The sequence below is a fragment of the Paraburkholderia caffeinilytica genome (genome assembly GCF_003368325.1).
In the GTDB taxonomy this organism is placed as follows: domain Bacteria; phylum Pseudomonadota; class Gammaproteobacteria; order Burkholderiales; family Burkholderiaceae; genus Paraburkholderia; species Paraburkholderia caffeinilytica.
The window spans coordinates 2,155,308-2,167,854 of sequence record NZ_CP031467.1 but is presented as its reverse complement, the minus strand read 5'-3'; the positions used below and the strand labels follow the sequence as shown (position 1 = coordinate 2,167,854).

The following is a 12,547-nucleotide window of genomic DNA, read 5'->3' as shown; positions in this document are numbered from 1 at the left end:
GCAAGTGTCGGCCAAGTTCGGCCAGCCATCGTCTACCAAGTTGGCTCTGGAGTCGTCCGTGTTGAACAACAAACCCATAGCAGCGTTGCATCACCGCACCTTCGAAAGCATCAAGCAGGTCAACGAAGACGATTCAGAGTTTTGGTTCGCGCGCAGCCTTGCGCCATTGCTCGATTACCAAGACTGGCGCAACTTCCTGCAAGTGATCGAGAAGGCCAAAATTGCCTGCGAGCGGTCGGGCCACCCCGTCCAAGACCATTTCGGTGAGGTTACCAAAATGGTCACCCTTGGATCCGGGGCAACGCGCGGGATCACCGACTACACGCTATCCCGTTACGCCTGCTACCTGATCGTGCAGAACGGCGATCCGTCGAAATCTGTTATCGCTAACGGGCAAACCTACTTTGCGATGCAGACCCGGCGTCAGGAACTCGCGGACGATGCCAGGTTTGCACAGCTCGGCGAGGACGAAAAGCGCCTTGCGATTCGCAACGAGATGGCGACCCACAATAAGCACCTGGCGGCCGCCGCAAAGGGTGCAGGCGTCGAAACTCCGATCGATTACGCCGTCTTCCAAGATCATGGCTACAAGGGCCTATATGGTGGGCTTGGCAACAAAGAAATTCACGCCAAGAAAGGCCTGAAGAAAAGTCAGAAGATTCTCGATCACATGAGCAGCGCAGAACTTGCGGCGAATTTATTCCGCGCTACCCAAACTGAAGAGAAGCTGCGGCGCGAGGAGATCAAGGGTAAGCAGCGCGCTAATCAGACGCACTTCGAGGTTGGCAGCAAGGTGCGCCAGACGATCCAGGAACTTGGCGGGACCATGCCTGAAAATCTGCCGACGCCGCAAACAAGTATCAAGCAGGTCGAGCAAGTGCAGAAGAAGCTGAAGAAATGAAACCCGGCCTTGGTGGCTGACGATCAAACCGCGCCTAGCTCGACGGAGCGAAAACCGGCTTCACTTACCTGTGTCGACCGATAGCCGCAAACCAGTTGCCGCCTCGTGCCGTTCGATGTCTCAGTCGCTCGACTAGGGAATTCAGTTTGGAAAATCTGCTCGGCGTGATTTTCAGTTGGTTTTTCTTCGACAAGTGAGAAGGGTTGGAATTTTTGCATGAAAGGCTTATCTGACCCAGCCAACCAGGCCTTTCGACGCAATTTCCATGGCGCACATCAAATCCCATCTGTTGACCCAAACCCACGCATTTCTTTGGTACACAGCACACAACCGGTTTAAAATCCCCGCCGTCCGTGTATCAAACGATCTGCCATGCCAAAACTCGCCGCCCCTCTCACCGAAACGCAGATCCGTGCGCTCGAACCGCGCGCCACCCGGTATTGCGTCGCAGACGGCAACGGCCTCGTCATTGAAATCATGACGACGGGCACCAAGGTCTGGCGCTTCCGCTATTCACTGAACGGCAAGCGCCAGCCGCTCGTGACGATCGGCGACTACCGGATGATTTCGCTGCGGGTCGCACGCGCCAAGGCGCAGAAGTACGCGGACATGGTCGCGAGCGGCGTCTCGCCGGTAGTCACGGCGCGCCGCGACCGGGGTGCTGAAAGCAAGGCGGAGGTGCTGCGCGAAGGCGCGGAGCTCTATCTCGCGACGGAGATGGCCGGCAAGTCGGCGGAGTACCAGCGCACCACGCGGCGCGCACTCGAAAAAGACGTCCTTCCCGCCATTGGCGCCAAGCCGATCAAAGCCGTGACGGACGACGACATCCGCGCGATATGCGATCAGATCAAAAGCCGCGGCTCGCCCAAGATGGCGCTGCACACGCGCAACGCGGTCAAGCGGCTTTATGAGTACCTGATCGCGAGGCAACTCGCCACGGCCAATCCGGCGGAACTCATCCCGGCACGCTTCATCGCGACGCCGGACAGCCGCACCCGCGTGCTCGGTCCCGACGAAATAGGCGACACGCTCCGCGCAATCTACGCGTCGAACATTCGACGCCCGCTGAAATTGGCCTTGCACCTGCTGGTACTGACAATGGTGCGGAAATCGGACCTCGTCGAGGCAGCCTGGTCCGAATTCAACCTCGACGCAGCGCGATGGACGATCCCGGCCGCGCGGATGAACAAGGAGCGCAAGCATGTGGTGCATCTCTCGCACCAGGCGGTCGCCCTGCTCCGCGAGCTTCAGGACACGAAAGCCAGTCGGAATTTCGTATTCCCGAGTGTCAGGGGCGACGATCGGCCGATCGCGAAGAGCACGCTCAATCAAGCCGTCAAATCGCTCGGGCTCGACGTCGAGCATTTCGTCCTGCATGACTTTCGACGCACCGCCGCAACCCACTTGCGCGAAATGGGGCAGCCCGCGGACGCGATCGAGAATGCGCTGGCGCATACCGCCAAAGACGCCAAAGACACACCGGGCGGAGACAATTACGCTGACCATGCCGCGGAACGGCGTCGGACCTTGCAACTGTGGGCGGATTTTGTCGACGCCCAGATCGGGAACGGCCGACAAGGCGCGACCGGGTGAGTGCGGCAGGCATGGCAAACGCGGCCGGTGTCGGACTGGTTGCCACAGCCCGCCTCACCACAGGTCAGCAGCGCGCTTGTTGGTACACAACTAAATAAACGTCGTCCACAAGCACTTGTTCAAAAAAAGAAAAGCATCCTCGCCGCTAGGTTCTTAAGTACCTCACATCACGCTTCGTAAGCCCCTTCACGTCAATCGCGCCGCGCCGCCAGCCAACCCCTCACGGCGTCCTTTTTTCCCGCCGTTCATCGCCTAAACTAAAGCATTGATGCAAGCCGGGACGGAGGCTCTGATGTCTGAATCGTTAATGGCCTATTTGCTGGGACCTTTTGTGATGCTGGTGGTCGGCGTGGCGATCTGGGCGGCGTCCCACTATCGCCAAAAGACGAAGCCGGAGCGCCTCGAGCGCTGGCTCGATACGCACTATGCGGAATGGTTGCATCACAAGCACTGAGCAGAGACACCCAACAAGACAAGGCCGTCGCACCCTGCGACGGCCTTTTTCTCTGTAGCGCGCGTAGCGCGGGCACCGACACTGCGCGCGCCCGCGCACGTCATTTACCAGCCCGGTTGCGGCTGCTGCGGATACCCATATTGGGCGGGCGGCGGCGCACCGCACGCGACGTACGCGCGCTGGTACTGGTCATAGCAGTATCCCGGCGGCGGCCCGGCGTACACGGGCGCCGGCTGATACACCGGTTGCGCATAGACCGGCTGCTGGTACGCGACCACAGGCGCCGGATTCAACACGGACGTCACAACCGCGCCCAGCACGGCACCGCCGATCAGCGCGCCGACCACGTCGCCGCCATTGCCATGCGCCGACGCTTGACCCGCCGCGCTCAGGCTCCCCACCATCAACAACGCCACCGCAATCTTTTTCATGTTTCGCTCCCGCCGTTCAGGCATGGAACAGATTGTGTGGGGCGCGCGTGGAAATAGATGCTGCAGTTGGTAACCGCGCATTACGGGTGTAACGCCTGGGTCGGAAAGCGCCTCGCCGACCGCCATCCATTCCCACGATCAATGTAAAATTCGCCGCATGACCCGTCGGACAAATCCGGCGACCCGCAAAGCTTTCCGATCCTTCGACCCCGAGACCTGCAAGTCGACATCGGGCGTCGAGCCCAAGCCAAAAAGTAAAGGGGCGTGCGCGTGAAACAATGGACCATCCGGCAACGGATTCTGTGCAGCTTCGGGATCGTGCTGATCGTGATGCTGGCAATGGCGATCGTCACTTTCGAGCAACTCGGCGGCATCGACCGCGACGCGAAGAGCCAGCAGGACGACTCGATGCCCGGCCTCTACTACGCGACCGCGATGCGCGCAGCCTGGTTCGAGAACTACACCGTCACGCAGCGTCTCATTTACGTGGACACGGACCCCGATTCCGTCAAGCGCGACCAGGACCGTCTGCAAGACACGGAGCAAACGCTTCAGAAGCTCCTCGGCGACTACGGCGCGACCATTTTCCGCGACAACGACCGCCAATTCTTCAACGACTTCCGTCAACAGCACGCGCAGTACCTGCCGATCCAGGCCTCGCTGTTGAACGTCTTGCCGAGTTCGAAAGAAAACGCCGCGCGCATCTTCAACACGCAACTCACGTCGATCTGGGAAGCGGGCCGCGTCTCGGCGCGCAATCTGGTCGAGAACAACAAGACCGACGCCGACAAGGCCGCCGAAAACATCCGCAGCTCGGTCGAGGCGACGCGTGTCGTGCTGCTCGTGATGCTGCTGATCGCCGCCGTGGCCGCCGCGCTGGCCGGATACTGGCTGCTGCGCGCGGTCACCACGCCGATGGCGAAGGTGCTGCAGGTCGTCGACGTCATGCGCACCGGCGACCTCACGCAACGTCTGCAACTGAACCGCGCGGATGAAATCGGCGCACTCGAAGCGGGCTTCAACCGCATGACCGACGAGCTCACCGCGCTGGTCGGCCAGGCGCAGAAGTCGGCGGTTCAGGTCACCACGTCGGTGACGGAGATTGCCGCAACCTCGCGTGAACAGCAGGCCACCGCGAACGAAACCGCGGCGACCACCACCGAGATCGGCGCCACGTCGCGCGAAATCTTCGCGACCTCGCGCGATCTGCTGCGCACGATGAACGAAGTCTCCGAAGTCGCCGGCCAGTCGGCGGCGCTCGCCGGCACCGGCCATGCCGGTCTCGCGCGTATGGAAGACACCATGCGCCTCGTGATGGAAGCGGCCGGCTCGGTCAACGCGAAGCTCGCGATCCTCAACGAGAAGGCCAGCAACATCAATCAGGTCGTCGCCACCATCACCAAGGTCGCGGATCAGACCAACCTGCTCTCGCTGAACGCGGCGATCGAGGCAGAGAAGGCCGGTGAATACGGGCGCGGCTTCGCGGTCGTGGCGACCGAGATTCGCCGTCTCGCGGATCAAACCGCGGTGGCGACCTACGACATCGAACAGATGGTCAAGGAGATCCAGTCGGCGGTGGCCGCGGGCGTGATGGGCATGGACAAGTTCTCCGAAGAAGTGCGCCGCGGCATGCTCGACGTGCAGAACGTGGGCGGCCATCTCACGCAGATCATCCAGCAGGTGCAAGCGCTTGCGCCGCGCTTCTCGATGGTCAACGAGGGCATGCAGACGCAAGCCACCGGCGCCGAGCAGATCACCCAGGCGCTGACGCAGCTCTCGGAGGCCGCGCAGCAGACGGCGGAATCGCTGCGCCAGTCGACCCAGGCCATCGACGATCTGACGCACGTCGCCAATAGTTTGCGCACCGGCGTATCGCGCTTCAAGGTGGTGGCCTGACGTGCCGCGGCGGGCTTATTGAAGCACGCTGACGCCGACCCCACCTCTCCTCCAGCCCAAGCCCACGCCGATGCTCTTCATCCTCTTCACGCTCGATAACGAACGCTACGTGATCGACGCGACGCAGGTGGAGCGTCTGATGCCGCTCACGCCGCAGTCGCCGCCGAAGACGATCCCCGGCGCGCCGTCGTGGGTCGCGGGCGTGCTCGATCACGAAGGCACGCCGCTGCCGGTGATCGATCTGCCGGCGCTCGCGCTCGGCCGCCCCGCCTCACCGTTGATGTCGACGCGCGTCGTGCTGGTGCGCTATCCCCATGCGGGCACGGTGCGCCTGCTCGCGCTCCTGCTCGAAGGCGCAACGCGCACCATCCGCCTCGCCGCCGATGCGTTTCGCGAGGCCGGCATCGACATGCCGAATGCGCGCTATCTGGGTCCGGTCGCGAGCGAAGCAGGCGGCCTGGTGCAATGGATTCGCGTCGAGCATCTGCTGCCCGACGACGTCAAAACCCTGCTGTTTCCCGAGGCGCACGCATGAACGCGCATCACGACAACACGCCGCTCTATCGACGCTTCGTCGATCTGCTGCATCGAACCATCGGGCTCGATGCAGCGTCGGTCGGTCATCAGTCGATCGAGCGAGCGGTCGATCAGCGCGCCGCGGCCTGGTGCGCGGACGGTCACGCCGACGCCACGCTCGCCGACTACTGGGAAGCCACGTACACGTCGCCCTCGATGGTGCAGGCGCTGGTCGAAACGGTGGTGGTGCCGGAGACCTGGTTCTATCGCGACGCCGACGCGTTCAGGGCGCTCGCGCGTCTCGCGCACGAACGCCTTGACGAGCGCGGCACCGCACTGCCGCTGCGGATTCTGAGCCTGCCCTGCTCGACCGGCGAAGAGCCGTACACGATCGCGATGACGCTGCTCGACGCGGGCATCGACGCCGCGCACATGCGCATCGACGCAATGGACATCAGCGAGCGCTCGCTGGCTGTCGCGCAGCGCGCCGTGTATAGCCGCAACTCGTTTCGGGGCAATGCGTTTCCGTTCCGCGACGCCCACTTCACGCGCACCGAGGACGGTTGGCGTCTCGCGCCGCGCATCGTCGACGCGGTCAGGTTTTCGCGCGCCAACCTGATGCAACTCGATGCCACGGCGCTCGGCATCTACGACTTCGTGTTCTGCCGCAACGTGCTGATTTACTTCGACCGCGACGCGCAGCAGACGGCCTTGCACGCGCTCAACAATGTGCTGGCCGAAACCGGCACGCTGTTCGTCGGTCCTGCGGAAACCGGGCTGTTGATGCGTTATGGCATGCAGTCGGCGAAGATTCCCCTGGCGTTTGCGTTCCACCGCGCCGCGCCCGCTGAAGCGCAGCTCAACGGCTGGCACACCGCACCGCTCGCCACCGCCGCGGCACTCGCGATGACGCATTCGCCGGTGCCCGCGCTCGCACCGCTGCAGGTGTTTTCAGCTGCGCCTTTTGCGTGGCCCGATCCGGTTGCGCGCACGCCTTCAAGCGATATTCCGCAACACACGCCGAAGCCGTACAAAGCCGCGTCGCCGTCGCAGGAATTTGCGCCGCCACACGTTGCCTCGCCGGCCACCGCCGCACGCGACACGCTGCAAGCGGCGCACGCGCTGGCCGACGCGGGCCGTCTGACGGAAGCCGCAAACGCGATCAACGGCTATCTGGAGCAGCACGCCCCGCATGCCGACGCGTTCTATCTGCTCGGCGTGCTGGCCGACGCCAGCGGCGATACGAACCTTGCTCGCGGCCACTATCGCAAGGCGCTCTATCTCGACCCGCAGCACACCGAGGCGCTGGCGCATCTCGCGACGCTGCTCGAACTCCAAGGCGACCGCAACGGCGCGCGTCTGTTGATGGAACGCGCGTCGCGCGCACAGGGAGCGCAACGTGGTTGAGGACCACACGGTGACCTTCGACGATTGCTGGAATCGCATCGGCGTGCGCGGCGATTCGTCGTGCGAGCGGCTGGTCGACTACGTGCGCTGTCTGAATTGCCCCGTGTTCGAAGCCGCGGCGGCCAAATTGCTGGAGCGGCCGATTCCGCTCGTGGATCTCTCGCAGCATGAGTCCCGCGTGCCGGCGCATCCGCAACGGGACGATCGGCAAGGCGCGAGTGAGTCGTTCCTCGTCTTCCGCATCGGCGGCGAATGGCTCGCGCTGCCCACGCCGATCTTCAAGCGCATCGTGCAGACGCGGCCGATTCATACGTTGCCGCATCGGCAGCATCGCGCGGTGCTGGGCGTGGTGAATGTGCAGGGAGACTTGCTGGTGTGTCTGTCGCTCGCGCATCTGCTGGATTTCGAGGCCGACGCCCCCACGAGCGACGATAAAGCGCGTCACGACCTGCCGCGTTTGCTGGTGGTCTCGCGCGCCGAAGAGCACGCGGTGTTGCCCGTCGATCAGGTCGACGGTGTGCATCGAATCGCAGTCGCCAGCTTTGGCCCGCCGCCTGCGACGCTCTCGCACGCGGCCGCCGCGCATACGCGTGCCGTGGCCCCTTGGCGCGGCATGACGGTCGGCCTGCTCGACGCCGATGCCTTGTTCAATACCTTGAACCGGAGTCTTGGATGACGGACGACCCGCGCCGCCCGTCGCTGATCGATCTCTTCCGCGAAGAAGCGCGGACCCAGGCACGCGTGCTCAACGACGGCCTGCTCACCCTCGACCGCACGCCGCGCGATGCCGCCGCGCTCGAGGCCTGCATGCGTGCGGCGCATTCGCTGAAGGGCGCGGCGCGTATCGTCGGCGTGCAGGTTGGCGTCGAACTCGCGCACGCGATGGAAGATTGCTTCGTCGCGGCGCAGGAAGGGCGCGCGTCGCTCGACGGCGCCTGGATCGATGAGTTGCTGCGCGGTGTCGATATCGTTGCGCGCATTGGCAATGACGAGGACGAATCGGCGCGTGACACGGTCAGTACGTGCGTGGCGTCGTTGCAAGCGCGGATGGCGGGTGTAGTGCCGCATGGCGCGGCAATGCGGCGGGATGCTGTACCGTCGGCGACCTCTGCGCTTGCCGCGAGTGCTGCTCGCGTCGACGGTTCTGCGTCTGCGTCAGTATCTGCGCCTGACGTAGCCACCAAATCGCAAAACACATCCACCGGCACTGACCACGACGCCGACGCCGCATTCAATCTGCTAGCCGACGCCCTGCGGTCCGAAGCGCCACCCGTCTCAGCCGCACCCGCCGCCGCAACCTCGGCCGCTTCTGCAAGCGCCTCGGGGTCGTCGACCGCAACCGCATCCACCCCGAACGAAGCAAACGCCCTGGCAACAGACCCGGGCCGCATGCTGCGCGTACGCGCCGACAACCTCGACCGGCTCCTGTCCTTATCCGGCGAATCGCTGGTCGAGTCGCGCTGGCTCAAACCCTTCGCGCAATCGATGCTGCGCGTCAAGCGTGTCCAACGCGACGGCTCACGCGTGCTGGATCAGTTGCACGAAACGCTCGCCGACCTGAAGCTCGATCCGCGCGCGCACGCCGCGTTCGAAGAACTGCGCCGCCTCACCGCGGAATCGCAGCATCTGCTCGCCGAGCGTCTGGCCGATCTGGAGAGCTTCGACCGTCGCTCGACGCATCTCTCGCAGCAGCTTTACGACGCCGCACTGCAATGCCGGATGCGCCCCTTCGGCGACGGCACCGGCGGTCTCGCGCGCATGGTGCGCGACGTCGCGCGTTCGCTCGGCAAGAAGGTGCGCTGGCAACTGGTCGGCGAATCGACTCAGGTCGACCGCGACATCCTCGATCTGCTCGAAGCGCCGCTCGGCCACATGCTGCGCAACGCGATCGACCACGGCATCGAAGCACCTGCGGTCCGTCTCGCGCACGGCAAGTCCGAAGAAGGCACACTCACGCTCGACGCCCGTCACACCGCCGGCGCCCTGCTCATCACCGTCTCCGACGACGGCGCGGGCATCGATCTCGATGCATTGCGCACGTCGATCGTCAGCAAGAAACTGGCGAGTGCGGAAACGGCCGCGCGTCTGTCCGAGGCCGAACTGCTCGAATTCCTCCTCCTGCCCGGCTTCTCGCTGCGCGATCAGGTCACCGAGGTGTCGGGCCGCGGCGTCGGACTCGACGCGGTGCACGACGTCGTCAAGCGCGTGCGCGGCACGGTGCGCATCACGCACGAGCCCGGCGCCGGCACACGCGTGCAGTTGCAATTGCCGCTCACGCTCTCGGTGATCCGCAGCCTGCTCGTCGAAGTCGCGGGCGAGCCGTACGCCGTGCCGCTCGCGCATGTGAACCGCACGCTGCACGTGAGCCGCGCGGATATCGAGTTGCTCGAAGGCCATCAGCACATTGCCTTCGACGGCCACCGCATCGGCGTCGTCACCGCGCATCAGATTCTCGACACCGCGCCGCCCGCCAGCGAAAGCGATACCGTCAGCCTGATCGTGATCGGCGACGGTGAGCAAACCTATGGCGTGGTGGTCGATCGCTTTCTCGGCGAGCGGATGCTGGTCGTGCAGCCGCTCGACCCGCGCCTGGGCAAGATCAGGAACATCACCGCCGGTGCGTTGATGGAAAACGGCGATCCGGTGCTGATCGCGGATGTCGACGACTGGCTGCGCTCGGTCGAAAGGCTCGTGGCGGGCGGCGATCTGAAACATACGCAGCACGGCGCGCCCCTCGCCGCCCGGCGCGTCACGCGACGCGTGCTGGTAGTCGACGATTCGCTCACCGTGCGCGAGCTCGAACGCAAACTGCTGGCTACGCGCGGCTATGACGTGACGATCGCCGTCGACGGCATGGACGGCTGGAACGCGGTGCGCGGCGAGCACTTCGACCTCGTCATCACCGACATCGACATGCCGCGGATGGACGGCATCGAACTCGTCACGCTCATCAAGCGCGATCCGCAACTGCAGTCGCTGCCGGTGATGATCGTCTCGTACAAGGATCGCGAAGAGGACCGCCGCGCCGGCCTGAACGCAGGCGCGGATTACTATCTGGCGAAAGGCAGTTTCCACGACGAAGCACTGCTCGACGCAGTGCGTGATCTGATCGGCGAAGCTTACGGTCAAACCCACGGGTAAAACGGATGAAAATCGGAATCGTCAATGACCTGCCGCTCGCTGTCGAGGCGCTACGCCGCGCACTTGCGGCACGCCACGACTACGAGGTGCTGTGGGTCGCACAGGACGGCCAGCAGGCGGTCGATTTCTGCTCGGCGCAGCGGCCCGACATCGTGCTGATGGACCTGGTGATGCCGAACGTCGACGGCATCGAGGCCACGCGCCGCATCATGGCGAAAGCGCCGTGTGCGATCCTGATCGTGACCGTCGACGTGGGCGCGAACGCGTGGCGCGTCTACGAAGCCATGGGCGCGGGCGCGCTCGACGCGGTGGACACGCCCTCGCTGAGCGGTCCGGACGCGCACAAGAGCATCGCCACCCTGATCGCGAAGATCGATAGCATTGCCGCGCTGGTCACGGAACGCAGCGCGCCTGGCGCGGCGGCTGCGGCGGCGCCCAGAAGCGCGACGAACCGCGATACGCCGCTGGTTGCGATCGGCGCTTCGGCGGGCGGCCCGTCGGCACTCGCCACCCTGCTCGCCGGCCTGCCGAAGGATTTCCCGGCGGCAATCGTCGTCGTCCAGCACGTCGACGCGACGTTCGCCGCCGGCATGGCCGACTGGTTGAACCAGCAGTCGGCGCTGCCGGTGCGGATCGCCAGTGAAGGCGACCGGCCGCAAGCAGGCGTCGTGCTGCTCGCCGCCACCGACGATCATTTGCACCTGCGCTTGCCTAACGTACTCGGTTACACGGCCGAGCCGGCGGAAACGCCCTATCGGCCTTCCGTCGACGTGTTTTTTCACAGTGTCGTGGCCCGCTGGCCGGCGCGGGCGATCGGCGTGCTGCTGACCGGCATGGGCCGCGACGGCGCGATCGGGCTCAAGGCGATGCGCACCAAGGGCTATCACACGATCGCGCAGGACGAGGCGACCAGCGCCGTGTACGGCATGCCGAAGGCAGCCGCGGCGCTCGACGCCGCCGCCGCAATCCTGCCTCTGCCCCGTATCGCCGCCGCGCTCGCCACCGCCGTCGGTACACGTTGAGGCCCGGCAGGCGCACACTAGCCGCACATGAGCCCGCTACGATTCATTGACATTCATTCTGGCTGACCAACATGGATACTCCTAAACCGCATCAGGCCGCCACCGCGCCGGAGCCCGCAGGACACGACGCGAGCGCGCAGGCGTACGCGGAGGACGCACCCAATAGCGCCATCGATGACGCGTTGGCGCGCATCCTGGGCAATCCGCCCGCTGCCGAGTGCCCGATCATGGTGTTGCTGGTCGACGATCAGGCGATCATCGCCGAGGCCGTCCGCCAGGCGCTGGCCGACGAAGCGAGCGTCGACTTCCATTACTGCGCGTCGCCGGAAGAGGCCGTGCGCTGCGCCCAGGAAACCCGCGCGACGGTCATCCTGCAGGACCTCGTGATGCCGGGCACCGACGGCCTCACCCTCGTGCGGCAATACCGGCAGAATCCGGCAACGCGCGATATTCCGATCATCGTGCTGTCGACCAAGGAAGAGCCGCTCGTGAAAAGCGCGGCCTTCGCCGCGGGCGCCAACGACTACCTCGTGAAGCTGCCGGATCGCATCGAGTTGATCGCGCGGATTCGCTATCACTCGCGCTCGTATCTGAACCTGCTGCAGCGCGACGAGGCGTATCAGGCGCTGCGCCAGTCGCAACAGCAGTTGCTCGCGACCAATCTGGAACTGCAGCGGCTCACGCATTCGGACGGGTTGACGGGTTTGTCGAATCGACGTTACCTCGATCAGTACCTGTCTGCCGAATGGCGTCGCGCCACCCGCGACAAGACGGCCCTCGGCTTTCTCATGATCGATGTGGACAACTTCAAGGCCTACAACGACACCTATGGACACGTTGCCGGTGACGAAGTACTCAAGCGCGTCGCGCACACCGTCGAGTCGTGTCTGGGACGCTCGCCCGATCTCGCGGCCCGGTTCGGCGGTGAAGAATTCGCGGTGGTGTTGCCGGGAACATCCTCAGGGGGCTTGCGCCTGCTCGCCGAGAAAATCCGCCTCGCGATCGAAGAACTCGCGATTCCGCACGCGGGATCGGCGGCGGGCGTCGTGACGATCAGCATCGGCGCGGCGAACATCGTGCCGGCCGCAACCGACCCGGTGACGACGCTGATCGAAGCCGCCGACGTCGGACTGTATCGGGCGAAACGCGATGGGAAGAATCAGGTGGCGGTGAGCGGCTGATTGCT

The 12,547-nt window shown here is 64.6% G+C and carries 11 protein-coding genes; 10 read left to right on the top strand and 1 reads right to left on the bottom strand.

The genetic code is table 11. The annotated features are described in order from the left end of the window. The first annotated feature begins 58 nt into the window (after positions 1-58). The 3 genes from dinD to DSC91_RS37910 all read left to right on the top strand — a co-directional run bounded on the left by dinD (position 59) and on the right by DSC91_RS37910 (position 2,948). Entirely contained in the window at positions 59-901 is an 843-nt protein-coding gene (dinD, locus tag DSC91_RS25965) for a DNA damage-inducible protein D (protein WP_229758149.1), read from the top strand. Between the two features lie 372 nt (positions 902-1,273). Further along, entirely contained in the window at positions 1,274-2,494 is a 1,221-nt protein-coding gene (locus tag DSC91_RS25960) for a tyrosine-type recombinase/integrase (protein ID WP_115781485.1), read from the top strand. Positions 2,495-2,786: 292 nt separating this feature from the next. After that, the gene (locus DSC91_RS37910) at positions 2,787-2,948 is read left to right on the top strand and encodes a hypothetical protein (RefSeq protein WP_167470522.1); all 162 of its coding nucleotides are present in this window, start codon (positions 2,787-2,789) and stop codon (positions 2,946-2,948) included. A 104-nt stretch (positions 2,949-3,052) separates the two neighbouring features. Here the strand turns inward: DSC91_RS37910 and DSC91_RS25955 are convergent, their stop codons facing one another. Then, positions 3,053-3,379 carry an ecotin precursor gene (locus tag DSC91_RS25955; RefSeq protein ID WP_115781484.1) on the bottom strand — a complete coding sequence of 109 codons (327 nt, stop codon included), beginning with the start codon at positions 3,377-3,379 and terminating at the stop codon, positions 3,053-3,055. Between the two features lie 270 nt (positions 3,380-3,649). On the opposite strand from DSC91_RS25955, the gene DSC91_RS25950 reads away from it, so the two are divergent. The 7 genes from DSC91_RS25950 (at position 3,650) to DSC91_RS25920 (ending at position 12,542) form a co-directional block, all read left to right on the top strand. Further along, entirely contained in the window at positions 3,650-5,275 is a 1,626-nt protein-coding gene (locus tag DSC91_RS25950; protein ID WP_115783509.1) for a methyl-accepting chemotaxis protein, read from the top strand. Between the two features lie 70 nt (positions 5,276-5,345). Continuing rightward, complete coding sequence (locus DSC91_RS25945; protein ID WP_115781483.1) at positions 5,346-5,810, top strand: chemotaxis protein CheW; 465 nt, start codon at positions 5,346-5,348, stop codon at positions 5,808-5,810. Then, on the top strand, positions 5,807-7,198 hold the full coding sequence (locus DSC91_RS25940; protein ID WP_115781482.1) for a CheR family methyltransferase: 1,392 nt from the start codon (positions 5,807-5,809) through the stop codon (positions 7,196-7,198). Before DSC91_RS25945 ends, DSC91_RS25940 begins: the two co-directional genes overlap by 4 nt. Continuing rightward, a complete protein-coding gene (locus DSC91_RS25935; protein WP_115781481.1) occupies positions 7,191-7,874 on the top strand; it encodes a chemotaxis protein CheW in 684 nt (227 codons plus the stop codon). The genes DSC91_RS25940 and DSC91_RS25935 overlap by 8 nt, the downstream gene beginning before the upstream one ends. Next, the gene (locus tag DSC91_RS25930) at positions 7,871-10,339 is read left to right on the top strand and encodes a hybrid sensor histidine kinase/response regulator (RefSeq protein WP_115781480.1); all 2,469 of its coding nucleotides are present in this window, start codon (positions 7,871-7,873) and stop codon (positions 10,337-10,339) included. The genes DSC91_RS25935 and DSC91_RS25930 overlap by 4 nt, the downstream gene beginning before the upstream one ends. Positions 10,340-10,344: 5 nt before the next feature. Further along, on the top strand, positions 10,345-11,361 hold the full coding sequence (gene cheB / locus DSC91_RS25925) for a chemotaxis response regulator protein-glutamate methylesterase (RefSeq protein ID WP_115781479.1): 1,017 nt from the start codon (positions 10,345-10,347) through the stop codon (positions 11,359-11,361). A 71-nt stretch (positions 11,362-11,432) separates the two neighbouring features. After that, positions 11,433-12,542, top strand: coding sequence for a diguanylate cyclase (locus tag DSC91_RS25920; protein ID WP_115781478.1), 1,110 nt, complete (start codon positions 11,433-11,435; stop codon positions 12,540-12,542). Positions 12,543-12,547: the final 5 nt, after the last annotated feature.

Bases quoted from the DNA above. Each gene is read 5' to 3' on its own strand.
- DSC91_RS25960 (WP_115781485.1), top strand. From the start codon at position 1,274: ATGCCAAAACTCGCCGCCCCTCTCACCGAAACGCAGATCCGTGCGCTC.
- DSC91_RS37910 (WP_167470522.1), top strand. From the start codon at position 2,787: ATGTCTGAATCGTTAATGGCCTATTTGCTGGGACCTTTTGTGATGCTG.
- DSC91_RS25955 (WP_115781484.1), bottom strand. From the start codon at position 3,379: ATGAAAAAGATTGCGGTGGCGTTGTTGATGGTGGGGAGCCTGAGCGCG.
- DSC91_RS25945 (WP_115781483.1), top strand. From the start codon at position 5,346: ATGCTCTTCATCCTCTTCACGCTCGATAACGAACGCTACGTGATCGAC.
- DSC91_RS25940 (WP_115781482.1), top strand. From the start codon at position 5,807: ATGAACGCGCATCACGACAACACGCCGCTCTATCGACGCTTCGTCGAT.
- DSC91_RS25930 (WP_115781480.1), top strand. From the start codon at position 7,871: ATGACGGACGACCCGCGCCGCCCGTCGCTGATCGATCTCTTCCGCGAA.
- cheB (WP_115781479.1), top strand. From the start codon at position 10,345: ATGAAAATCGGAATCGTCAATGACCTGCCGCTCGCTGTCGAGGCGCTA.
- DSC91_RS25920 (WP_115781478.1), top strand. From the start codon at position 11,433: ATGGATACTCCTAAACCGCATCAGGCCGCCACCGCGCCGGAGCCCGCA.